General features: G+C 61.9%; 21 protein-coding genes, 1 tRNA gene and 1 pseudogene. 11 read left to right on the forward strand and 12 right to left on the reverse strand.

The features are described from left to right. Positions 1-37 precede the first annotated feature (37 nt). Positions 38-988: an SMP-30/gluconolactonase/LRE family protein gene (locus AC1D75_RS25890; RefSeq protein ID WP_495518174.1), complete on the reverse strand. Its 951-nt coding sequence runs from the start codon at positions 986-988 to the stop codon at positions 38-40. A gap of 268 nt (positions 989-1,256) precedes the next feature. Next, positions 1,257-2,177 (reverse strand): alpha/beta hydrolase, encoded by a 921-nt coding sequence (locus AC1D75_RS25895; RefSeq protein ID WP_495518175.1) that lies wholly within the window; start codon positions 2,175-2,177, stop codon positions 1,257-1,259. A gap of 277 nt (positions 2,178-2,454) precedes the next feature. Here AC1D75_RS25895 and AC1D75_RS25900 point away from each other — a divergent pair, with 277 nt between their 5' ends. From AC1D75_RS25900 to AC1D75_RS25910, 3 genes and pseudogenes are all read left to right on the forward strand, one after another. Beyond that, positions 2,455-4,452, forward strand: coding sequence for a flavin-containing monooxygenase (locus AC1D75_RS25900; protein ID WP_495518176.1), 1,998 nt, complete (start codon positions 2,455-2,457; stop codon positions 4,450-4,452). A 50-nt stretch (positions 4,453-4,502) separates the two neighbouring features. Further along, positions 4,503-4,655, forward strand: a pseudogene (locus tag AC1D75_RS25905) (nuclear transport factor 2 family protein); the annotation flags it as partial. 10 nt (positions 4,656-4,665) lie between these two features. Next, the gene (locus tag AC1D75_RS25910; protein ID WP_495518177.1) at positions 4,666-5,442 is read left to right on the forward strand and encodes a glucose 1-dehydrogenase; all 777 of its coding nucleotides are present in this window, start codon (positions 4,666-4,668) and stop codon (positions 5,440-5,442) included. A gap of 142 nt (positions 5,443-5,584) precedes the next feature. On the opposite strand, the gene AC1D75_RS25915 is transcribed toward AC1D75_RS25910, so the two are convergent. Genes AC1D75_RS25915 through AC1D75_RS25925 form a run of 3 tightly spaced genes read right to left on the reverse strand, consistent with a single transcriptional unit; the run spans position 5,585 to position 8,549 of the window. Continuing rightward, entirely contained in the window at positions 5,585-6,460 is an 876-nt protein-coding gene (locus AC1D75_RS25915) for an oxygenase MpaB family protein (RefSeq protein WP_495518178.1), read from the reverse strand. Then, positions 6,457-8,385, reverse strand: a complete 1,929-nt coding sequence (locus AC1D75_RS25920; protein WP_495518179.1) for a linalool dehydratase/isomerase domain-containing protein — start codon at positions 8,383-8,385, stop codon at positions 6,457-6,459. The genes AC1D75_RS25915 and AC1D75_RS25920 overlap by 4 nt, the downstream gene beginning before the upstream one ends. After that, positions 8,382-8,549, reverse strand: coding sequence for a hypothetical protein (locus AC1D75_RS25925; RefSeq protein ID WP_495518180.1), 168 nt, complete (start codon positions 8,547-8,549; stop codon positions 8,382-8,384). Before AC1D75_RS25925 ends, AC1D75_RS25920 begins: the two co-directional genes overlap by 4 nt. Positions 8,550-8,671: 122 nt before the next feature. Between AC1D75_RS25925 and AC1D75_RS25930 the strand changes: the two genes are divergently transcribed. Continuing rightward, positions 8,672-9,325 carry a TetR family transcriptional regulator gene (locus AC1D75_RS25930; RefSeq protein WP_495518181.1) on the forward strand — a complete coding sequence of 218 codons (654 nt, stop codon included), beginning with the start codon at positions 8,672-8,674 and terminating at the stop codon, positions 9,323-9,325. Next, complete coding sequence (locus AC1D75_RS25935; RefSeq protein WP_495518182.1) at positions 9,318-9,548, forward strand: hypothetical protein; 231 nt, start codon at positions 9,318-9,320, stop codon at positions 9,546-9,548. Before AC1D75_RS25930 ends, AC1D75_RS25935 begins: the two co-directional genes overlap by 8 nt. Before the next feature lie 222 nt (positions 9,549-9,770). Here the strand turns inward: AC1D75_RS25935 and AC1D75_RS25940 are convergent, their stop codons facing one another. Next, a complete protein-coding gene (locus AC1D75_RS25940) occupies positions 9,771-11,171 on the reverse strand; it encodes an aminotransferase class V-fold PLP-dependent enzyme (protein ID WP_495518183.1) in 1,401 nt (466 codons plus the stop codon). A 1,399-nt stretch (positions 11,172-12,570) separates the two neighbouring features. Between AC1D75_RS25940 and AC1D75_RS25945 the strand changes: the two genes are divergently transcribed. Then, complete coding sequence (locus tag AC1D75_RS25945; protein ID WP_495518184.1) at positions 12,571-13,053, forward strand: DUF4188 domain-containing protein; 483 nt, start codon at positions 12,571-12,573, stop codon at positions 13,051-13,053. A gap of 120 nt (positions 13,054-13,173) precedes the next feature. Here the strand turns inward: AC1D75_RS25945 and AC1D75_RS25950 are convergent, their stop codons facing one another. Then, positions 13,174-14,775: an MFS transporter gene (locus AC1D75_RS25950; RefSeq protein ID WP_482137716.1), complete on the reverse strand. Its 1,602-nt coding sequence runs from the start codon at positions 14,773-14,775 to the stop codon at positions 13,174-13,176. 101 nt (positions 14,776-14,876) lie between these two features. Between AC1D75_RS25950 and AC1D75_RS25955 the strand changes: the two genes are divergently transcribed. Together AC1D75_RS25955 and AC1D75_RS25960 are read left to right on the forward strand one after the other, a co-directional pair. After that, the gene (locus AC1D75_RS25955; RefSeq protein WP_495518185.1) at positions 14,877-15,560 is read left to right on the forward strand and encodes a TetR/AcrR family transcriptional regulator; all 684 of its coding nucleotides are present in this window, start codon (positions 14,877-14,879) and stop codon (positions 15,558-15,560) included. 515 nt (positions 15,561-16,075) lie between these two features. Next, positions 16,076-16,216, forward strand: a complete 141-nt coding sequence (locus AC1D75_RS25960) for a hypothetical protein (RefSeq protein ID WP_495518186.1) — start codon at positions 16,076-16,078, stop codon at positions 16,214-16,216. 370 nt (positions 16,217-16,586) lie between these two features. Here AC1D75_RS25960 and AC1D75_RS25965 read toward each other — a convergent pair. Both AC1D75_RS25965 and sepX read right to left on the reverse strand, forming a co-directional pair. Further along, positions 16,587-16,659 (reverse strand) — tRNA-Ala (locus AC1D75_RS25965). Positions 16,660-16,703: 44 nt separating this feature from the next. Continuing rightward, positions 16,704-17,888, reverse strand: a complete 1,185-nt coding sequence (gene sepX / locus AC1D75_RS25970; RefSeq protein WP_495518187.1) for a divisome protein SepX/GlpR — start codon at positions 17,886-17,888, stop codon at positions 16,704-16,706. A 267-nt stretch (positions 17,889-18,155) separates the two neighbouring features. Between sepX and AC1D75_RS25975 the strand changes: the two genes are divergently transcribed. Beyond that, the gene (locus AC1D75_RS25975) at positions 18,156-18,746 is read left to right on the forward strand and encodes a dihydrofolate reductase family protein (RefSeq protein ID WP_495518188.1); all 591 of its coding nucleotides are present in this window, start codon (positions 18,156-18,158) and stop codon (positions 18,744-18,746) included. A gap of 22 nt (positions 18,747-18,768) precedes the next feature. On the opposite strand, the gene AC1D75_RS25980 is transcribed toward AC1D75_RS25975, so the two are convergent. The 3 genes from AC1D75_RS25980 to AC1D75_RS25990 all read right to left on the reverse strand — a co-directional run bounded on the left by AC1D75_RS25980 (position 18,769) and on the right by AC1D75_RS25990 (position 21,784). Further along, entirely contained in the window at positions 18,769-19,371 is a 603-nt protein-coding gene (locus AC1D75_RS25980; RefSeq protein WP_495518189.1) for a GNAT family N-acetyltransferase, read from the reverse strand. A 61-nt stretch (positions 19,372-19,432) separates the two neighbouring features. Next, positions 19,433-20,698 carry a molybdotransferase-like divisome protein Glp gene (gene glp / locus AC1D75_RS25985; protein WP_482137687.1) on the reverse strand — a complete coding sequence of 422 codons (1,266 nt, stop codon included), beginning with the start codon at positions 20,696-20,698 and terminating at the stop codon, positions 19,433-19,435. A gap of 153 nt (positions 20,699-20,851) precedes the next feature. Then, positions 20,852-21,784, reverse strand: coding sequence for a UTP--glucose-1-phosphate uridylyltransferase (locus tag AC1D75_RS25990; RefSeq protein WP_495518190.1), 933 nt, complete (start codon positions 21,782-21,784; stop codon positions 20,852-20,854). Positions 21,785-21,898: 114 nt separating this feature from the next. Here AC1D75_RS25990 and AC1D75_RS25995 point away from each other — a divergent pair, with 114 nt between their 5' ends. Beyond that, positions 21,899-22,477, forward strand: a complete 579-nt coding sequence (locus AC1D75_RS25995; protein WP_495518191.1) for a 5-formyltetrahydrofolate cyclo-ligase — start codon at positions 21,899-21,901, stop codon at positions 22,475-22,477. An 81-nt stretch (positions 22,478-22,558) separates the two neighbouring features. After that, on the forward strand, positions 22,559-22,885 hold the full coding sequence (locus AC1D75_RS26000) for an FmdB family zinc ribbon protein (protein WP_495518192.1): 327 nt from the start codon (positions 22,559-22,561) through the stop codon (positions 22,883-22,885). Positions 22,886-22,907: the final 22 nt, after the last annotated feature.

Here is a 22,907-nt window from a genome sequence, read left to right on the forward strand (position 1 = left end):
GCTGATTTCCTTGACTTTCTGCCGTTGGAGATTGAATTCAGGGACGGGTATCGCCGCCGCGATTCCTGACGTCGGCCACCCAGATGGTTCCTTGCGCTTCACGTGCAGACTTCTCGAAGTCGTAGACCTCGACCCCCACGGTCATGTACAGCGTGCTGCGGTCGGGTCCACCCAAGAGGCATGCCGACGCAACACCCTCCGCGAGGGGCAACTCGATTGCATCGGTGATGCCATCCTCGGTGAAACGAACGACGTGACCACTACCCGGCATGGCCGCCCACACCCCACCCTCGTCGTCGAGTCCGATTCCGTCCGGGAGGAACGGGCAGGAGGCGAAATCTCTTGCATTTCCAAGAGTTCCATCAGGTGATCGGTCTATCACGGTGATCTTGTTGGCCATCACCTCCGCGGTGTACAACTTCGTGCCGTCTGCGCTCAGGGCAATCCCGTTGGCACACATGAGCGGCCCCACACCAGCCGGCGTTGTCGCCGAACCATCCGGCTCCACGACTATCAGCGGTGAGGCCACCGGCTCATCGCCCTTGAAGAGGTCGAATCCGAGTTGGGTGATGTAGGCGCGGCCGTCGGCGTCCACCACCATGTCGTTGGTGGCCGCGAGTGACAACTCCGAGACATCTGCATAGACAGACAGATCATCAGGTGCGCCACCTCCATGGACCAGAACGAGCTTCTCGTGCATCGAGTTCACGATGAGCCTGCCATCGGGGAGCCATCCGAAGCCACCGAGAACGATTGGTACAGCGGTGTTTGCGGCGCGACCGTTGGCGTCGATGACCACCGTCGCCCGCCCATCGGCATCGAGCTTCTTGATTGTGCCGGTGTACATATCCGTGAACCAGAAGGTGTTGCTATGCCACCGTGGGCATTCGGGCCAGGAGTACCCGCTCGAGATCTTCCGAGGCTCAAACAGGCGTGCCTTGGCATCTGCGATGGCGGCAGCAACGGTTTCGCCGACAGCATTGGTCATGGTGAAAGACCTTTCGAGGAAAACGGGCCCCGAAGGACCCGGACGGGGCATCAACGTTGATCACCTACACACCAACAGTTTTCGCCGTTGATCGACACTCGCCGTGAGACGGTTTCAACTTGGGCGCCCGCTTCGTCGTGAAGTGGGTCACACTTGCTTCATGGATGACCATAAGCTCAGCTGTGAGGTGCGAAACCAAGTCATCCCATTCAATGGAAGCCAACCACCTGCTCGACACTGTCTCGAACCGTTGCGCCGGTGTGGGTGGTCAGACTCGGTCGTGGAGGTTCCGCTGCAGGAAGTCCACCGTCCGATCAAACAACCTCGCGGCAGGTTCCAAGGTCGTCAGCATGGTCGCGAAACCATGCATCATTCCGTCGTACCGCACCAGTTGAACCTGCACGCCGGCGGCCTCGAGGCGTCGAGCATGGTATTCCGTTGCGTCTCTGGTCGCGTCGATCTCTGCGGTCGCCACAAGTGTCGGCGGAAGACCGGACAAATCCGTAGCGCAGGCGGGGCTGACGTACGGGTTCCTGCGATCCGCTGCCAAGGGCACGTATTGATCCCAGAACCATTCACAGTCCTCTGGACTGAGCAGGCTCGTCGAAAGGTCCGGATTGGATATCCTGGTCTCGGCAGTTCCGTAGAAACAGATCTGCGCATGCGGCAGAGATCTGTTCTCATCCTTTAGCTGCTGCCCCAGCGCCAGCGTGAGTGTGCCCCCGGCACTTTCGCCGGCGATCGCGATCGACTTGACGCGATCACAGAGTTCGACGGGACTGGTCATGACCCATTCCCAGACTGCGCGGACATCCTCGATCGCAGCCGGATACGGGTGTTCCGGTGCCAACCGGTAATCGACCGAAACGACCACCACATTTGCCGCATTGCACAGCCGACGCAGATACTCGTCGTTCTGGTCGAGGCCTCCGATCACGAATCCCCCGCTGTGCATCCACTGCACAACAGGCAGTTCGGCCTCAGACGACGGTCGATATACCCGGACGGGCACACCGCCGCTCGCGCTGGGGACACGGAGGTCAAAGCGCTCATGGATCGTTGTCGAGGGCACAACGGCGCCGACATCCAGCGCTGTGCGCAAGGCTGCCACCGACATGGCGCTCATTCCACCGGGAAACCGCGTCGCGGCCGCATCTACGATCTGCTGGGCTTCAGGCGACAATGGCATGGCTCGCTCCGATTCTGTCGACGAGGACGCTTTCCGTGTTTCACCGGATACCTGTGAAGCATGACAACCCGCACCGGAGTAGCGGTCCAAACGTTCCCGTCCAGCGGGAGATGGATCCCCCGGCGAACCGACGAACCCGTACAACTGGGCAGTAACGCGACCCGCCCAGGGTCGTGCACCTCTAACCTCGGCCCGCTTCGTGCGGTGTGCCGAGTCAGCTGTTTCAGCTCGCGATTCCAGATCCGATTCGTCGCGGTGATCAATCGAAAGGACCCTGATGACAACGACTCCCAGCGAGGTCTCCACATCCGCGGAGATCACCCACGATGCGCTGATGTCTGCAATCGATGAAGCCGAGCCCGCCCCGCTGTTGATGTCGATGGTGCACGTAACCGGCGATCTGTCGTTGCTCGATGAGTTCGAGGACAAACTGGCGAAGGCGCAGACGGCACTAAAGGAGGAAGCAACCCGATCGCAGGCCCAACACGGTGCGGGTGCGGGGCCCGCGGCGTTGGCCCCTGGACAGTATCCGGCCGAGGTCGCCGACGAGATACGCGCGCGCGCCAGGCAAGTACTCACCACAGATCTGTCAGCGACGCTCGGAGTCCCCGACTCCGAGCTGTTCGCGCGGATGGCGTCTTTGTGCACGGCCGGCCCGGTGGACGACGAGTTCATCCCCCTCTTGATGGAACAGGCAGGTTTCGAGCTGGACCGCCGTCATGTGCCCGTCACCAAAACACCCCCCACCGACTTCGACGTCATCGTCTTTGGCGCGGGGATGGTTGGGCTGAATGCGGCGATCAAACTGGGCGAAGCCGGATTCGGCTACACCGTATTCGAAGCCCGCGACGACATCGGTGGCACGTGGTCACGGAATATCTATCCCGGCGCCGCGGTCGACACCCCCAGCCACTACTACTCATACTCATTCGAACTGAATCCGGACTGGACCCGCTACTACCCCGCGGGTCCGGAGTACCTCGACTACATGCACGCGGTCGCCGAGAAGTACGACCTGTTACCGAACATCCGCCTGTCGACGAGAGTGCTGTCGGCACAATGGGATGAATCCTGCCAGCGATGGACGGTCGTCACCCAGTCAGCCAACGCTGCCCCGGAGACACATACGGCTGCCGCAGTTGTCACTGCCTTGGGCGTTCTCAACTCCCCGAACATTCCCGATATCCCGGGACTCACTGAGTTCGACGGCACCGTCATCCATACCGCGGAATGGGATCCAGAGCTCGACCTCAAGGGCAAAAACGTCGTTGTAATCGGCACGGGTTGCACTGCAGTGCAGGTCATTCCGAACATCGTCGACGACGTTGCTCAATTGACTGCCGTCGTCCGCAGTCCCCATTGGATAGTGCCGGAAAAGACCGTCGTCAACGAGGTGCCACCGGCCGAGAGGTGGGCTATGCGCCATCTCCCGTTCTTTCAGAACTGGTTTCGACTGAGGGCTTACTGGTTCGTTTCGGACAATTTGTACATGAATGCGCGGATCGATCCGGAGTGGGCCGCGACTCACCTATCGGTGTCACCCAAGAACGACCTGGTCATGCAGGTCTCTCTTGCGTATCTCGAACAGTCGTTCCCGGATCGACCAGACCTGCGTGAGAAACTGACGCCGGACATCCGGCCCTATTCCAAGAGGATTGTCAAAGACCCTGGATTCCTGGAATCTTTGAAGAGAGACAATGTTTCGCTGCACCGGACGTCTCCGCGCCAAGTACACCGGGACGGTATGACGCTCAGCAATGGTGAGTTCATAGCCGCAGATGTCATCATCCTTGCCACCGGATTCAAGGTGGAGTACGCCTCGTACATCGACATCACCGGCCGTCATGGAGAACGGTTGGCCGACAGGTGGAAAGACGGCGACGATCCCCGTGCCTATATGGGCATTCAGATCGACGGATTTCCCAACTTGTTCGTAACCGCAGGACCAAACGCAGCACCGAATCACGGTGCCGGCCATAACATCACCAGCGAAGAGCACGTCCACTACATCGTCGAATGTCTGCAGTATCTGGTTGAAAACGGCTATGCAGCAATGGACGTCAAACCGGAAGCGCTTGCGGAGTACAACCATCGAGTCGACGAAGCGCTGGACAAGACAGTGTGGGCACATCCGGGCAAAGACGCGACCGGCTACTACCGAAACAGCCAGGGCCGTCCCATTGTCCCATGTCCGTGGCGTCTCGTGGACTACTGGACGATGCTTCGGGAACCGCACCCGGAGGACTTGCAGTTCACCCGCCGCGCATCGAATTGATAGGAACATTCTGATTGTGAGGGAGCCAGGTTGATGTTCACCGACAGCAGCGTGGGTTCCTCGACGAATGCGGGCCAAGCCAGCACTTGATCGGGAATGTGCTCATCGATGTCACCGGTGATACCGCGACGAGTCGGAGTTACGTGGCCGACATGCATCTGGGTACCGGCGAGCTCGAGGGCGCTCACCGTCAGACAGTGAAAGGAACACGAAGTGAACAGGTTAGAAGGAAAAGTCGCTATTGTCACCGGTGGCGCACAGGGCATGGGGGCGGCCACAGTCCGGGTGATGATCGAACAGGGTGCCCAGGTCGTCATCGCCGATGTTGCCGAAGATGCGGGTCGAACTCTCGCCGCCGAGATGGGTGATGCAGCGTCGTACTGCAGCTTGGACGTCAGCAACGAATCCGACTGGCAAAGGACACTTTCGCATACTCTGCAGTCGCACGGGAAGGTAAATGTTCTCGTGAACAACGCCGGAATCCAATATTTCGTCGGCGTCGAAGACGTTGTTCCCGAACAGATTTTGCGATTGTTCTCGATCAACATCATGGGTTCGATGTTGGGGGTGAAGACTGTCGCCTCCACCATGCGGGAATCCGGTTCAGGTGTCGTCGTCAATATTTCGTCGCTGGACGGTTTGCGAGGCACCAACGGGATGAGTCCTTATGTGGCCAGCAAATGGGCGGTTCGCGGTCTGACGAAAGCGCAGGCCCTGGAGTTGGGACCGGTGATCCGAGTGGTCTCCGTGCACCCTGGCGGAATCAACACACCGATGGGTAACCCGACCGGCGAAACCGGAGACACGCTCATTGCCGCTTACGCCCGGGTTCCGTTGCGCCGCATCGGCGAACCGCCAGAGGTGGCACGCGTAACCGCGTTTGTCGCGAGCGATGAAGCCAGCTACATGAGCGGCGCCGAAATCGCAGTCGACGGCGGTTGGACCGCCGGGCACTACCATGCCGGCCTACCCGGCGGTCCGGAGCTCTGAAACCAGCTCTGACAATCGACCGGTCGAAAATCGACATAGCGAGTGAAGAATCGGCTGCTGACACCGGCAAGCCCTCACCGAACATCTTGTCCGGCGAGGGCTGGCCATCCTTCAACTGGCAGCAGCGGCACCGTCGCTACCGTCAACTGCCGCGCGTCGACCGTCGGTAGCCAACTTCTGACGGCTTTCGCTCGCCGTATTTCCGGACACCAAAGGTCTCGACCATGGATCGGTCGAGGTCGACCAGACGTATCGGAGTGGACCGCGCATAGCCGGCGACTGCCACTCGCGTCGCGAGTTGCAATGCCCGCGAGGGGTGGGGCAAGTCGTGGACGTCGCGAAGATTCGGTGGACAGAAGGCCGCGATGATCTGATCCGCATGCTTCCGCAGGAACCCGGGCAGAACACGGTCCCCAAAGGCGTCGATGAGAGATCTCGCGACGGCGCGCCCTTCACTACTCGATGCAAACTCGCGCTGCTCGTAGGACGATGCCCATTTTTGAAGTCCGTCGCGTGTTTCGGGCACGCCGTGGAGTCCTTGCAGCTCGGCCACCGACCGCCAGAAGTGCCACTGCGCCTCCAATTCTGTTGGAGTGAAGGGCGAATGCGCGAGGTCGGAGGTGATCCGGTGGGGATCGAGAGCAAGGGTCGAGAGCGTGTACAGCGAGTCGTCGTTGCGGATCGGGAAATGTGCGTGAATCTGGTTGAGGCGATCGATCCACGCTCGTCCGGTCGGGGAAGTCGGTCCGTGATCGAGCAGTTGCCCGAAGAACAGCAGGGTGTCGTCGTTGCGTTGGGCCGGGAACTGCATGATGTCCCCACCTCCGCGGCGGTGCAGAATTCGAGCCATGGTCGGTACCGCGACCTGTTTCATAAACGCGACGGTGAACAAGGCATAGGTCAGTGCGGGATTGCCGTGCAGTGTCACCAGCGACAGCCTTGCGATTTCGTCAGCATCGGCGACCGGATCCATTTCTTCGATCTGCCGAGACACGAGGTAGCCGGGGCGCAGTGTCATGAGGTCGGCTCGATTCGGACGACGGTGCGTCCCTCGACGTCTAGATCTATTCGGGCGCAGCCGTTGTGGTCTGCATCGACTGTCGCTTCGAGCGATCCCGGCACCGTATACCGGCGGTGCGGCTGGAGTTGATCGACCACCAGCGTTGCGCGAGTGCCGCCATTGCCGGGATAGAGAACAAGGTCCAGTGCCCGGCCATCGGTGACGGCGCGGGCGACGAGAACGTCCGGGTACGCTGCGCTGGCGAGACGGGGGCCCGAAAGCCAATGGCCGGGTAGGCCCGCGCCGATCAAGTCGCGATTGGCCGACGGCCGCGCGAACCGTGAGAGCAGCGAGTACAGGTTGCCCTGCGTGGACAATCCTGCATACCGCGCGACGCCGGCGTGGCATTCGACGTGTTCCTTCTCATCGACGTAAGCGAATGCGGTGTCGGCGATCTCGTTGTCTCCCATCTCGCGCGCTGTCAGCGAGAGAAAGGTTTGGGAGAACGAGTCACTACCGAAGGAGTAATTGCCGGCATCGCATCGGTTGGCCGCTGTCCGCGGGAGGAGAAAACGCTCCCCGTCGAATTCCAACGAATCCCGTTTCGTCAGCCACCACGCCCGATGGGCCTGATCGGGCAGAAAGGCGTTCATCCAATAGGTCGTGGGGAGACTGACACCTTCGCTCGCCCAGATGTTCCATGACAGCCCCAGGCTCTCGTTACGAACACCGATGAGTTTTCCGTCCGGGCGCGCGAATTCGTCTTCGTACGCACGCGCGATGGCCTCGTCGAGGTCGGCATGAAAACTCGTACCGTGTAGTCGGTCATGGGCGATGAGGGCATTCACCCCAAAGGTGTTGCATACGGGGTAGATCCAGCGGGGTTCGCAGGAGAACAGTGTGTACGCCGACCGGTGCATATTGCGGTGGATGGACTCAGCGAGGTCGTGAAAGTCGTGCCGATACTGCTGTCCGTCGGACCAGGTGTAGGTCAGCCCTCCTGGACGCGAGAACCTGCTGTCGCCGAAACTCTCGTACATTCCGACTGCGGCGCCCTGCCACCCGGTCAGCATCACGTTGTCGTTGTTGTTGACCGGATCTCGACCTAGAGACAGTCGCCCCCAGGCATTTTCCAGCGCCCAGTAGCCCCAGACCCGCTTGTCCCCCATTTTCAGGATCGACCTCTCCTGCGCTTCGGCCAGATACCCGGAAAACGCCGGGGTCCGCGTGTAGCGGTACATCGACAGCGCGTAGCCCAAGACGCTGAGCTGATAACGAAGAGCCGCCTCACGGAACTGGTCGCGGCGATCAAAACCGGCGAACTCCGACAACGGTTGCAACGCAAGGTCGAGCGCAAAGCGGAGATGCGCCAAGTCGTCCGCCGAGGCTTCACCGACTGGCGGTTCGGGAGACGACGGCACCGCGGTTTGAAAATACGTGACATCTGCCAGTTCGGTGTTCAGAGACCGCGCGATCGCCACCTGATGGCGGTGACGCAGGACGTGCACACCGAACGCAACCACGACCACACCCGGAACCAGGCCGGCGGTGATCGCGATCCAGGTGATCGACAAGTGGGCATGAGAATGAGTGACTGCCGCTTCGAGTAGGAACGCCAGCCATACGATGATCGGGGCGATGACCGCACCAATCATCCACCACACCAGAACGGCGAGCCCGAATGCGGCCAACGCCATCGCCGCGTGCGCGACATGACCCGATGCCAGGTGACCGCCGCCGGGGAACAGCAACCCCATGGCCGCGACGCCGGCCACATGGTTGCCCATGGCTGCGACCAGTAATCCGCCAGTCCACAGAAGGGCGTACACCGCAGCAACTCTGCGGAACTTGCCACGGGTCACCGGCGACAGCAGCGGCCGCGACGGCGGCAACAGACGCGCCGGAACCCACCGACCGGTCCGCAAGGCCGGCGTTGCGCTCATCGCTGGACCGCCACTGACACCGGCAGCTCCGGCGTAACGACCCGCCGTGCGGCCGGCGGCATCGCGGCAACCTGCGAGACCTCCCGCCCCGCCCACGAACCGGCTACGAGGAAGACTTTGCGCAGACCAACCATCAGCAGCAGCAAGATCGTGCAGCACAGCATCCGGACTCCATTCTGAAACCGTATCGTTTCGGTTTCACTTAGGGTAGATCGCACACTGTTTCTTCGTCAACGTGTGGACCTGCACCTGGAACAGTCGACGCCCGCAATGGCACTATGAGCAGGTGACGCCAACGACCGAGCCCGCTGGGCGGCCCTACGGTGGACAAAGCGCCACAGAGCGACGCCTATCGCGCCGACACCGGCTGACCGAGGCCGTCCTCGACCTCAACTACGAGAGTGGCATCGAATCGCTGAGTGTGGGGGCGATCTGCGAGCGTGCATCAGTCTCCAAACGGCACCTCTACCTGAGCTTCTCCAATCTCGACGACCTCACCGGCGAAACCCTGACCGACGTGCTCGCGCAGGTAGCCGACCGCATCGCAGCAGCATCCGCGGAACTCGACAGGGACGCACCGAGAGCCCGACTGATCGAAGTCGCCGTCGAAGAAATCCTCACCGCATTCGACGATCCACGGGTCGCACGTCTGTATCTCGAGGCCCCCGGCAACCGCGGGCTCCGCGCAGCACGAGATCACGCGGTGGCCCGTTTCGTCACCCAGCTGCTGACCCTGCTCGCAGGCAACCGGGCCGACGATCCGCGAGCCCAACTCATCGCCCGCGTGCTGGTCGGAGGTACCACCGAGGGGGTGGCGCTCTGGCTGCGCGGCGACGTGAAGCTCGAACGTGCCGAGCTGGTGGCCACACTCGTCACCCTCGGCAACGACGCAGTCGACCGCATTCTCGAACTGAACCCGCAACCTGACGAGCTTGCCTGAGTCGCTGTGGACCGCTCGCCGGGCGAGAGCCCGGCGAACGCCGTGGGCTCAATCGGGTGACTGCGCTCTGACCGGATTGGCCCGCTCCACGTTCTACCGCATCACCCGCAGCTACCAGAACTATCGGCCGGTCACCGCACCGATACCGCAGAACCAGCGCCACCAACCCGCAGCACAATCGCCCGCCGAACGCGAACGCATCGCAGCTGTCCTAGACGAATAGAAGAATACCAATCTGTCTGCGGTACAAACCTATTGGCTTGCCTTCGACCAAGGTGTGATCGGATGTTCGCAACGCACCTTCTACCACATCGCCGCACCTGGACCACCCAGTTTCTCCCCACCTACGCCACCGAACACCGACACAGCGGCCTGAACTACTACACCCCGCAACCATGGCACCGATTCTCGACGAAGACGCGAAGTGACGTGGCGTCACGATGCATCAGAAGATCGTCACCGCCTCCTTGAGCGCCGACGATAACTGCTCGCACTGGTCGGGGGTGGTCCACGGGGCGACCGTCACACGAATGACGTCACCCTTGTCGACGCCACCACGGCGCACCGTGAGGATGCCCTTTTCATCACGCAGCCACGAGACGATAGCCGTGGATTGTTCCCTGGTGGTGTTTCCCTCGATGCGGAAGGACGTCAACGACCCATACATGGACGGGTCGTCGGGAGTCAGCACCTGCATACGGTTCAGGCCGGCGACCTCGTTCACCCACAAGTCCCGAAGATATTGGACACGAGCCTGTTTGGCATCCGCTCCGATGGCTTCGTGGACCTCGAGCGCGGCCGGAACCGCCAGATAGTTCGCCGAGTTGGCGGTCCCCGTGTGCACCCTGGAGCGGATATCATCCGGGCCGTTGTCCTCGTCGGCAAGGTCGCGATCGATGTCGCCCAGCCGGTCTTTGCGGATGAACATCGCACCACAACCCAGCGGTGCACCCATCCACTTGTGCAGGTTGAGGCCGACAAATGGCGCCTTGAGGTCCGGCAGGTCGAAGGGGATCTGGCCCCATGAGTGTGCCGCGTCGACAATGACATCTGCACCATGGGATTCGGCCAATTCCGTGATCTCCGCGATCGGCATGACCAGCCCGGTTCGATGCGAGATATGGGTCGCGAGAACCAGTTTCACGGCCGGATACTGTATCAGTGCGGCTCGATAGGCGTCCATGACCGAGTCATGTGTCGCAGGTTCGGGGATGTTCATGGTCCGCACGAGGACTCCGCGACGGTCCTGCAGCCAATTCATCGCATACTGCATCGAGTCGTAGTCGAGGTCGGCATAGAGGACTTCGTCGCCCGGTCGAAGGTTCTTGTAGTTCGTGATGAGCAGTTGCAGTGACTCTGTTGCTCCCCTGGTCAGGGCGATCTCATCGACACCAACTCCGGCGACGCTCGCAACCCGGGCGCGCACAGCTTCGGCGTCATCAGGGTACGAACTCCTCATGTAGTTCGAGTTCGACGTGTTGATCAATAGCGACTTGTCAAAGAATGTGTCCTCGATATAGTTCGCGGCTCGCCCAAAGAACCCATATTCCAAATTGACAATGCTGCCATCGATTTTGTAGTTGCCCCGGACGGCATCCCAGAACCCTTCGTTGGAAGCAAGTTCCTTCAGGTTTTCCGTGGGTCGGTTCGGAATAGAAAACGGACGCGGACTTCCAGGCGTCCAACCGCCTGCATCTGGAATTTCCCCAGCGCTGGACCCAGCGCACGCGGACGCAGCACCGGCAATACCCACAACCCCAACGGCTCCCAAGAAGCCCCTTCTCGACACACCATGCGACCTACTGATTTCGAACTCCAATTCATCGGTTGACAAAGTACGCAACACACAATCAACTTATTAGGATTGCAAAGTAACCTTTTCTTGTGACAGACAAATGACCACGAACCCAACTGCATGTGAAGACACAGTGTTCGTTGTCTGCCCACCCTGTCGAACGACCTGCACGCCGGCCCATCCGCACAACCGCAGCCCATCGACCACCCCTACCGGGATGTGCACTATCCCCTTTATGCGTATGGGTGAAGGTCTCGAGTGGGGACCGCATTACTGCCCGTGACTGAGGTGGCCGGAAGCCGTCGCACCGTTGTCGATCAGACGCCGCGCCCGAGGTATTCGACCTGCCTCCCGAATCTCTGAAGAAGCGACGTCAACCGCTCGTCAAATCGGGCATCCTCACCTCAGAGGCCGGCGCCCGTGGTGGCTTACAGTGGCGAAGTAGCCATCGAAGGTCACATTGAACGATTGTGGTGCCGGCTCCCCAAACTCGACGGCGGCGCCCGAATACCGCTGCACACAAGGCTTGCGGCCTTGCGCAACACCGAGGTTATTCGTTTCCTGGCCTACACCGCTTTGCGGTGGGGCGAAATGGCAGCATTGCGGTGTCCGCCGGGGCCAACGTGAAAACAGTTCAAAGATTGCTGGGAGGGTTTTAGTAGCACGCTTTTTGTGAGAATTCGGTAAGAGTGGCCTGACGCGAGATCCAACGACCTAGGTCAGGGCGTCAGATTCCAGCGCAGGACGTTGACGGCGCCTTCCTCATCGGAAAATGGATTGCAGTACAACATCTGGCCCTGCGAATCAGTGGCGGTCGCGGACAAGTCGTAACAGATATCGCCCGGCGCAATCAGCGGATTGCCCGACAGCTGTTCCCGCGCATTCGGGTTTGACGCTACCCCGGTGTCGGGGACCCACGTATGCGTCCGTCCCGGCCAGGCGCGCAGAACGCCGTCAACCCGTCTGTAGTCGGCGCCGAAGCACCCCGGGTTGAGTAGTAGTCACCGAGAATCACCGGTTGAACAGCGAGCTCCGGTTCGACGGTGGCCGGAGCCTCGTATGTCGGCTCTGCAACTGCCTGCTCGGGAGCGGGGGTCGGCAGAGGCGGGAACGTCGTCGTCGTGGATGGCGCTGCAGATGTCGTCGTCGTTGTCGAGCTCGGAGTCGACGGAGGAGACGAGCTCTTGGTTCTGTCCTCTGATGAGCATCCGACCCCTACAAGAGCAATCGCCGCTATCAGTACAGCCATTCGCCACATGTCCACTTTTCCTAGTAGGAACGACCGCTAACCACAGGTAAATGCCGACCACATGGAATCCGTCCGTCGGAGCACGCACATCCCGTCTCACGGTGTCTACACACAACTCAAGTCTCCAAATCACCCGCGCGCTTTGATGTAACGAAGTTATAGTCGATGGATCGGGTTCGACTATCGAGACTGGAGCGTGAAATGACGGTTGTTAAAACGACCCACGATCGTACGTCTGGCGACAACGTGGTCGTGTTTCTCCTGGGAATGCGCATGAACAAGATCTGGCGTGTTGATGCGTGGCTGCCTGTTCTTGTCGGGCAGTACCGCATGGTGAAAGAACTCTCGCGTGACCCGGACTCCGGCCTACTCGGCTACCGCACCGTGTTCGGCAAGGACGGAGGGACGTCCATCCAGTACTGGCGGGACACCGAGTCGCTATACGCGTACGCAGCCGATGCGGCACGCCTGCACCGACCGGCGCAGAAGGCGTTCTTTCGACGCGAGAAGAAGGCCGTTGCCGCAGTAGGTATCTGGCACGAGACCTATGAGGTCGCCGCCAGCGAAACCATCTACGGCGACATGCCACCGATCGGGCTTGCCAAAGCCCTCGGCCAGGTACCGATCACCAAAGACACGATGCGCGCCAGGCAGCGCCTGGGTTCACGCAGATTCACTCGGTAACGTCGTGTTCCCGGTCGTCGTGAGCCCCTTCCACAGGCCGTCCGTCCGGCGCCATCAACAATGGCATCCAAACGACACGAAACACGTTGCACGATAATTGATCCCGCGCGAAGTGTGGGGCTATCCGTCTACCATTGACGGGTTCTCCGGCGCCTTCGCGTTGTTGTTGTCGGGGTCGCCACCAACCGGTGCAGTGGGATGGGCAGGCAGGTAGATCAGAGTGAGCACTGCCGCGACGGCCGTCACCACGCCCGCGACCACGCAACCGGTGGTGAAGCCATCCACGAAACTCAGGCGCGCGGTGTCGGCCAAGCGTGCTCCCACGTCGGCGCCGAGTTGTCCGAGCGTCGCTGCGGCCTGTTCGGACGCTGCGAGGGCCGCTCCCACCGACTCGCGTGCCGGTTCCTGTAGCTGCTCTGGAAGTGACCCGGTGTGCAGGTGGTCGCGGTACACCGAAAGCGCCACCGACCCGATGACCGCGACACCCAGCGTCCCACCCAATTCGCGGGTGGCGTCGTTGACCGCCGAGCCCATCCCCGCCTTCTCCGGCGACACGACACCCATGATCGCCTCTGTTGCAGGCGTACTCGTCAATCCGATACCCGCACCCAGCAACACCATCTGCCCAACGATGCTCCAATACCCGGTGTCGATGGACAGCGTCGACGCCCACCCGAAGGCAGCGCTGAGCGACACCAGACCGAGCGCAACAACAACTTTCGAGCCGATGACGACCGCGATACGAGGGCCGAGCATCGAGGCGACCGCGATCGACCCGGCAACGGGCAACATCCGCACACCCGTCTCGAGCGCCCCGTAGTCGCGCACCGACTGAAAGTACTGCGTCACCAGGAAAATGAAGCCGAAGAGCGCAAAGAACGCACTCGTGACGGCGCCGCTCGCCGCGGTGAAGCGCAGGTTCGTGAACAGTCGCACGTCGAGCATCGGATGCTCCACCCGGATCTCGTGCAGCACGAACACGATCAGGACAATTGCGGCGACCGCGAATCCAACCAGGGTCGGGACCGACGCCCACCCACGATCGGGCGCCTCGATGATCGAGTAGACCAGCGTCCCGAGCGCAACGGTCGACAAGACCAGCCCCACGTAGTCGAGCGGAGGGGTAGCCGGGTCGCGGGAATCAGGCACGAAGCGCAGAGCGAACAGCAGCGTAACCGCTGCGGCCGCGCCGTTGAACACGAGAATCGAACCCCACCAAAATGATTCGAGCAGCGCACCTCCGACCACCGGTCCGACCGCGACGGACAGGCCCGTGGCAGCGCCCCACAAACCGAGCGCCTTGACCCGTTCAGAGCGCTCGGTGAACACGTTGGCCAGGATCGACAGGGTCACCGGGTACACCATCGCCGCGGCGACACCGGCCACCGCCCGCCACACGATGAGCGTCGTGGAATCGCTGCTCAGCGCACCCCCCATCGACGCGATCAGGAACACCCCCAAACCGATGAGCAGCAGCGGCCGGCGGCCGAATCGATCACTCAACGAACCGCCCGCCAGAACCAGTGCCGCGAACGCCAGGTTGAACGCATCGACAATCCACAGCAGATCCCGAGTCGACGCACCGATCTCGGTGGCCAACGTCGGCAGCGCGATGTTGATGATCGTCGTCGAGACGTTCACGACGAACACCGCCAAGCACAGTGTGATCAGTACGGCCGTTTTGTTGACAGACCTGGTCGAGGACTGGCGCAGGGTCAGCATAATGAAGTTATAACACGGCGACAGCAGGATTGACACTGCCACCGAGGCCGGGGTCGCTTAGCCGAGAAGGCCCATCGCCGACGGTGTGAAACCATGTCCTGGTGGCAAGCGCGCAGGAGCGACACCAATCCGAGCCCGACGACTCGGTACGTGAACGCCTGATCCGGTCGACCGTAGATCTGCTGGCTCAGTTCGGCCCTGAGCAGTTAAAAGTTCGGACGATCACCGACGCCGCCGGGATCTCCACCATCGCCGTCTACCACCATTTCGGCGGGTTGAAAGAACTCCTGCAGGATGTGGTGGCCCACGGGTATGCAGATCTGGCAGCAGCCATGGAGGCCGCCTCCCACGCCGACGCGGATCCCGGGGTGCAGCTGTTCGCCATCGCCCTGTCCACCCGCAGCGTGGCCCAAAGCAACGCCCACCTCTACGACATGATGTTCGGCTTGTCGACCCGAGGCACCTATCGATACGTCGGATCCCCCGAACACAAGACCGCCAACGGATTCGCGACCGCGTACGCAGTGCTCGCTGACGCCTGCGAGCGATTGGCACAGTCGGGTCGGGTCTCGCCCATCCACAGCAGCCAGATCGCGGCCGAGTTATGGAGCGCTGTACACGGTTTCGTCACCCTAGAAATCGCCGGTCACTTCGCTCACTTCGCCGACCCGGTAGCGATGGTGCTGCGTCCCCTGGCGGTCAACCTCTTCGTCGGCATGGGCGACGAACGCGCCCGCGCCGAAGCGAGCGCTGAACGGGCCATGCTGTGGTGGTCACAGCAATAGCCGAGATTTGATGGCGCCAGGTGCAGATACGAGGCGCACAGTCAGGGCGCAGATTGCAAGTCCCTGCCCGGAGACAAACCGTTCGGGTCCCACGCCCGGCCTATGTGAGAGGTCGGATCAAGCTAACGGGTTGCACCACCCGCATCGGTCACGCATCGAGCCAGGTGAGTGGCTGGGCGTCTGCGCTAATTGGATTTAGCGCAGGCGCCGGAAAGCGCGGTTATCAACCACACCCGCGAGTCCTCTAGGGGTCAAGCACTTTGAGTGGCGGATTCTCCGATTTCGACCGAGGCGGAGTCTGCACGTAACTCGGTACGCAGAGGTTACGCAGCGCCGAAACCGCGCATAGTCATCCACCGGGGCAAACACGAATACCGCTCCCCCACTGCGTCGTTCGTAGATACCCGCACTAGCCGACGCAATCGGGATTGGATGCCCATCGTTATCCTGTTTCCCCTCGCACACCGGACTCCCGATTGGCCGAGATGGCCGCACTATGCCCACACAGCTTCGACATGACCCGACGGCTAGTCAACATCAACCGCGCGGTCACCGACGCCAACGGCGTGGTGTGGGGCAACCCGGAAGATCACGAGCGCCACGCTGCGCACTTCTGCCTGCCCGTCGACGAAATCACCGCACTCATCGCGAAATGAACCTGGAACAACCGCCGGCCGCGCCGGGCTACTCCGGGTCCCGAACTATCAATTCGACACCTTGGCCGACGTCTCAGGAGAACACGAGAATGTCCACACGGCGCCGTTAATCGCACCTCACGATGTCAGAACCAAACAATCGCGTCGACCGGCATAATTTCAGATCGACATATCCAGCCTGAGCACGGAAAACCCTTCACGATCCGCGCGTCCGCGGTGATCTGTCAGGCTAAGTCTCGAGACGAATTAGACACCAAACAAGGCCACAACCGGCGCCGACGAGAAATTCTGCGGACAAACTGCGGACGGTAAGCCAAACGGAAAACTAACAACAGTAGGCTAAAATGGCACCTGAACTGCAAAGATAGAGTGGAGCTAAGGGGAATCGAACCCCTGACCTTCTCGATGCGAACGAGACGCGCTACCAACTGCGCTATAGCCCCTTCGTTGCCCTCGCGAGCAACTTGAACAGGTTAACACTGGGTCGTTACTGGCCCACAACCCGACGGTAGGAATGGTCGCGGTCGATGTCTTCGAGGCGCGCGGCAGGCACGTAGCGGGGCAGATGATCGAAGATCGGATCTTCGTCGTCGATCTCCAGAACGATCGCTCCGGGCCGGCGCAGGCGGGCGGGAATGCTGGCGCGCGGGTCGATTTCCGGGTGTGCGCGACGCTGTTCTTCCTCACGCCGGGCACGGGCCAGACGACGCATCCGCTGCTGGTAGATCCGCTGCTCGTTGCGCACTGCGCGGCGCAGGAAGAACATGTAGCCGACGAGCCCGGCGACCAACAGGCCTGCCACGACCCAGCCGGCAGTTCCGACCATCACGCCCGCGAGCATGCTGACCAGAGCCAAGACACCCAGCAGTGCCATCACACGCTGACGGAACCGGTAGCGCTTGTCGCTGCGTTCACGATCGGCTTCCGGGTCGAAGCCGCCGCGGCGGGCTCGGCGGGCCGAATTGTCTTCGGCCACTTCCTCGTCGGCGTCGTCATCTTCGTGGTCGTCGTATTCGGCGTCGTCCTCGAACTCATCGTCGTCGTACTCAGCGTCTTCGAGGTCGGCCTCGTCGAGCCCGCCGTCTTCGAGTTCGGCTTCTTCGGAGTCCTCGTCGATCTCGGCCTCGATGTCGTCTTCTACCTCAGCGACGGAATCGTCCTCGTCGGCTGCGGCGGTCTCGACATCGTCAGCCTCGTCGACAACGTCAGCATCGACCTCTGCCTCATCGTCGGCTTTCGCCTCGATGTCGGTATCGGCGTCGTCCTCGACCTCGGCATCAACGACATCAGCGGCAGAATCGGCTTCGACGGCAACCTTTTTCATCACCGGGGTCTTGTCGACCTCAGGAGCCTCGGTGTCGACGACGTCAACGTCCTCGTCGACCTCGGTGACATCAACGTCGGCTTCTTTGACGGCCGTGCCGGTTCCACCCTTCGCAACAACCTTGCGGTATTCGCGAACCGGCGGTTCCCATTCGGCGTCGTGCGGATGCCGGCCAGAGGCCATGCGTCGTTTGGTCTTCGCAATGGTCCGGCCACCGCGGTGGAGCACGCGCGTTGCCAGCGCTGCATCAGATGTCTTGCGCACGGTCGGCCGCGACTTCACGACCATCGGCACCAAAACAAACAGCCAGATCGCCACCAGACACACCCACAACAGCGAGTTCGGCATGGGCAGCTCCTTCCCTTCGGCAACCTCGCTCGACCAATCAGTCGAGTGCGCGTTTGTCACACCAGTAACAAGCGCTCCAAGCCAGGCTATGGCCATAGCCTGTTCAAGCAGCGAAGACGCGCCGACAACCCCTCGATTTGTCGAGACTGAGCACAGAGTGTGCAGCGACTGGATCAGCTCGTGATAGGCATCGTCGAATTCAGTCGAACACGCCGTGCCGAGTCCACTAACGTCAGCGGTAGCCCAGATCGATCGAAAGTGGAGCGTATGCCGAAGCTTGTGTACTACATCGGGATTTCGATCGACGGCTACATCGCCGGACCCGACGACGAGGTGGACTTCTATCCGATCTCCGACGACTACATGCAGTGGATGCTGGACGAGTTCGGAGACGCTCTGCCAGGACATGTACGTGCGCAGGCCGGTATCGCCGACAGACCATTGACCAGATTCGACAGCATCATCATGGGACGTCGCACCTACGATCCGGCGTTGGCCCAGAACATCACGAGCCCGTACCCGCACCTCAACCAATATGTGGTGTCCCGGGAGCTGCGCGTGGACGATCCAGCCATCACGGTGATCCGAGGTGATCCCGCCGCCTCTGTCGACATGCTCAAATACGCGGATTCCGACCTGGACATCTACCTGGCCGGTGGCGGAAATCTCGCCGGTCAGCTACTCCCCCAGATCGATGTGCTGGTGGTCAAGACGTACCCCGTGGTCGCCGGTGCGGGGCGTCCCGCGTTCGACACACGGTTCAACCCGACGCAGTTCGCCCTCGAAGACGTCCAGACCTTTTCAGGTGGCCACATCGTGTCGACGTACCGCCAGAAAACATCCAACTTCCTCGACTGACCAGAGCACTGGTCCGGCGAGGTCAGCGCGTTGCTCTCCCGTCGCGCACAAGCGTTTCGACGGCACCGCCGGGCAGTTCTTCGATGGTCAATGCCAAGAGGATGTGGTCGCGCCACGATCCGTTGACATCCATGTAGCGCTTGAGTAACCCCTCGTCGCGGAACCCCACTTTGTGTAGCACCGACAGCGACGCGGCATTGTCCGGCTGAACGGTCGCTTCGAGCCGGTGCATTCCCACGGTCGAGAAACAGTGGTCGACGCCCAGGGCAAGGGCACCGGTGGCCACACCACGACCGGTGACCGCAGCATCGACCCAATAGCCGATCCAGGCGTTGCGCAGCGCACCGCGCTGAATGTTGCCAACCGTGAGTTGTCCGCAATATTCGCCGTTGAGCTCGATGACCATCGGCAGCATGTTCCCGGCTCTTGCCTCGGCCCGGAGCACGGAATGCAATCCGGGCCAGGCCGCCGGGTTGTGCCGCGCCGACCACAACCCGCTACCGGTGGGCTCCCACGGCATCAGCGAGTTCTGATTCTCGATCCGCAGCCGACTCCACGCCCGCGCGTCACGCAGCCGGACCGGCCGCACCGTGACGGTGCCACCCGCCACGCCGATCGGTCCCAACTTTGCCGGCCACCCTCGCCGCGACGTATCCCCCCTGGTCCAGGAACGCACAGTTGCAGTCCTACCCGCGCTGAGCCAGGAAAGCCACATCAACCTCGTCGCCGGGCCGCAACTCCACATCCTCGGGTTCGATGATCACCAGACAATTCGCCTCGGCCAGCCCGGCCAGAAGATGCGAACCGCCATCGGGTGCGGAAATCACCTGCGCGAGATACTCGCCGGTCTGTTCGTCGCGCATCAGCTGCCCTCGCAGATATCCGCGACGACCTTCGACCGAGGTGATCGCACCCACGGTCCGCGCGCGCACCACCCGGCGCATCGGCTGACGCTTGCCCATCGCGATCCGGATCAGTGGCCGCACCATGACCTCGAAGGCCACCAGCGCGCTGACCGGGTTCGCCGGCAGCAGAAATGTCGGGACCTCGTCCCGTCCGAGCTGTCCGAAACCCTGGACCGACGCCGGATACATCGCAATTCTGGTGATCTCGAGTTCGCCGAGTTCGGCAAGGGCTTCCCTGATCGTTTCCGAAGCAGCGCCACCGACCGGACCGGTGATGACAACGATCTCGGACCGAATCAGTTGTCCTTCAACGATTTCGCGCAGCTGCGTCGGTTCGCTGTCGGCGATGCCGACCCGGTTCACGTCCGCACCGGCATCACGTGCGGCCGCCGCGATCGCATAGCTGTTGACGTCATAGACCTGCCCGCCGCCTGCGGTGCGATCGATGTCGACCAGTTCGCCACCGATCGAGATCACCGACAGCCGGGGCCGGGGGTGCACCAGAACCCGCTCGCATCCGACCGCGGCGAGCAAACCCACCTGGGCCGGACCGATGATCGTCCCGGCCCGCACGGCGACATCACCGGGCTGCACATCGGCGCCCTCATGACGGACGTACTGGCCGCTGCGTACCGCATGACCGACACGCACCTTCGGAAGACCGCCGTCGGTCCAGCGGCGCGGGACCACAGCATCCGCGAGGGTCGGCAGCGGAGCGCCCGTTTCCACCCGGACCGCCTGCCGCGGTTGCAGCCGTGTCGGCGTACGCGACCCGGCCTTGAGTTCCCCGACCACCGGCAGGACCACGATCACGTGATCCCCCGGCGACTCGGAGTCGTCGCCGGCGATACTGCCGGCTTCGGCGACATCGACACTGCGCACCGCGTAACCGTCGATGGCCGACTGATCAAAACCGGGAAGCGGCCGATCAGCCGTCACATCCTCGGCACAGAGAAGACCTTGCGATTCGGAGATCGCCACCCGCACCGGCCGAGGTGCCACCGCTGCAGCGGTCACCCGACTCAGCTGATCCTCCACCGAACGCACCGATCATCTCCTCTCACCCCGCCCTGACCACGTGAGCCGGTATGGCACGGGAGTCTGCACACACGCAAGACATGACGTTAGCGGGTTTCGACGGCCGAATCGGTTCACCGGCCCGGCAGTTCGGGCGCGTTGTCGAAAATTCTCAGGCGGACCTTAGACACCAAGGCGCTGAACGAGCCACTCCCGAAGTTCGGGACCGTAGTCGTCGCGGTCGAGGGCGAGATCAACCGAGGCCTTCAGGTAACCGCCAGGGTTGCCGAGATCGTGACGGGTGCCGCGGTGCACGACCACGTGGACCGGGTGGCCCTCTTCGATCAGCAGCGCGATCGCGTCGGTGAGCTGCAACTCGCCGCCCGCACCCGGCTTGATGCGACGAAGTGCATCGAAGATCGCGCGGTCGAGGATGTACCGACCGGCTGCCGCATAGTTCGACGGCGCATCTTCGGCCTTCGGCTTCTCGACCATGCCCTTGAGCTTCATGACATTCGGATTGATGGCGTCGGGCAGTTCCTCGACATCGAAGACACCGTAGGCGCTGAGCTTGTCGGTGGGGACCTCGATCGCGCACAGCACGGTGCCGCCACGCCGCGCGCGGGTCCGCGCCATCACTTCGAGCACACCCGAGGGCATCACGAGGTCGTCGGGCAGCAGCACCGCGACTGCATCCTCATCGTCGTCGAGTTGCGCTTCGACGCAGCCGACCGCGTGGCCGAGGCCCAGTGGCTTTTCCTGGATCACCGAGGCGACCTCCAGCAACGACGGCGCGTTGCGGACCTTCGCCAGCATCTTGTCTTTGCCGCGCGACTCCAGGGTGTGCTCGAGAACGAGGTCCTCGACGAAGTGGGCGACGACGCCATCCTTGCCCGGCGAGGTGATGATCAGCAGGCGTTCGGCGCCGGCCGCCTTGGCTTCTTCGGCCACGAGCTCGATGCCCGGGGTATCAACAACCGGGAGAAGCTCTTTCGGGACCGTTTTGGTCGCGGGCAGAAAGCGTGTTCCCAAACCGGCGGCAGGCACTATTGCGGTCCTCGGAATAGGGGGTGTTCCGGGGACCGATTCGTATTCCATCTCGTCAGTCGGACTCATCTTCGCATCAATCATTTTCCACCCTACTTTGCTTAATAACGGCATCCAGGGATAAACCTATCGGCAGAACGCTTCGGATGAGAGGCTGCACCCATCAATTTTACGAAGATTACTTTGCGAAAACACCTACAGAGGGTTCGCGAGAATATGTCACCGCAGGTTAAACGGGCGGCGGACGCCCGGCTTGTGACATGGATCGCCCATCTGGACGACACCGGCCAGTTGGCCGACGAAAAAGTCACCACGATTGCCGCCTACGTCCCGGTCGGCACCGAACCCGGATCCGTCGCCATGCTCGACGCCCTTCGCGAGCAGGGCCACCGGGTCTTGCTCCCCGTGGTCAGCCCCGGTCGGCCGGCACCGCTGGGCTGGTCGGACTACGACGGTCCTGACTCATTGACAACCGGTCGGTTCGGCCTGCTGGAACCCGCCGGTGCCACCTTGCCGAGCGAGATCATCAACACCGCCCATCTGGTCCTGGTCCCGGCGCTGGCCGTGGACCGCAGCGGTGTCCGCCTCGGTCGGGGCGCGGGCTATTACGACCGGACGATCCCGTCGGTCGACACCGAACGCCTGGTGGCCGTCGTCTACGACGATGAGGTCCTCGACGAGATCCCCGCAGACGATCTGGACGTGCCGATGGGCTGGAGCCTGACGCCGTCAGACGGCTTTCGCCGCCTCGGAACAACTTGACCCTGGCACTCGTTAACCTAGAGTGCCAACTGCGCTGTAGAATCCACAAAGTTCTCGGCTAAATACTTCCGGAGGTCCTCGGTGCCCACTTATTCGTATGCTTGTACACAGTGCGATAACCGCTTCGACATCGTGCAGTCGTTCAGCGACGATTCGCTGACCGAATGCCCACAATGTGCCGGTAAGCTGCGCAAACTGTTCAACAGCGTCGGCATTGTCTTCAAGGGCAGCGGCTTCTACCGCAACGACAGCCGGTCGACGTCGACCAGCAGCGAAGCGAGCTCCAGCGACTCCTCCAGCAAGAAGGAATCGACCTCGTCGTCGTCATCGTCATCGTCGAGCGACTCGGGCAGCAGCTCGTCCACCAGCTCTTCGGCCCCCAGCACCCCGGCCGCAACAGCCTCCTGACACCGGCGTTTGTCCACAGTGG

Source organism: Williamsia sp. Y712, assembly GCF_059445525.1.

Coding starts and splice junctions, on each gene's coding strand:
- AC1D75_RS25890 (WP_495518174.1), bottom strand. CDS start 988: ATGACCAATGCTGTCGGCGAAACCGTTGCTGCCGCCATCGCAGATGCC.
- AC1D75_RS25895 (WP_495518175.1), bottom strand. CDS start 2,177: ATGCCATTGTCGCCTGAAGCCCAGCAGATCGTAGATGCGGCCGCGACG.
- AC1D75_RS25900 (WP_495518176.1), top strand. CDS start 2,455: ATGACAACGACTCCCAGCGAGGTCTCCACATCCGCGGAGATCACCCAC.
- AC1D75_RS25915 (WP_495518178.1), bottom strand. CDS start 6,460: ATGACACTGCGCCCCGGCTACCTCGTGTCTCGGCAGATCGAAGAAATG.
- AC1D75_RS25920 (WP_495518179.1), bottom strand. CDS start 8,385: ATGAGCGCAACGCCGGCCTTGCGGACCGGTCGGTGGGTTCCGGCGCGT.
- AC1D75_RS25925 (WP_495518180.1), bottom strand. CDS start 8,549: ATGCTGTGCTGCACGATCTTGCTGCTGCTGATGGTTGGTCTGCGCAAA.
- AC1D75_RS25945 (WP_495518184.1), top strand. CDS start 12,571: ATGACGGTTGTTAAAACGACCCACGATCGTACGTCTGGCGACAACGTG.
- AC1D75_RS25950 (WP_482137716.1), bottom strand. CDS start 14,775: ATGCTGACCCTGCGCCAGTCCTCGACCAGGTCTGTCAACAAAACGGCC.
- AC1D75_RS25960 (WP_495518186.1), top strand. CDS start 16,076: ATGACCCGACGGCTAGTCAACATCAACCGCGCGGTCACCGACGCCAAC.
- sepX (WP_495518187.1), bottom strand. CDS start 17,888: ATGCCGAACTCGCTGTTGTGGGTGTGTCTGGTGGCGATCTGGCTGTTT.
- AC1D75_RS25975 (WP_495518188.1), top strand. CDS start 18,156: ATGCCGAAGCTTGTGTACTACATCGGGATTTCGATCGACGGCTACATC.
- AC1D75_RS25990 (WP_495518190.1), bottom strand. CDS start 21,784: ATGAGTCCGACTGACGAGATGGAATACGAATCGGTCCCCGGAACACCC.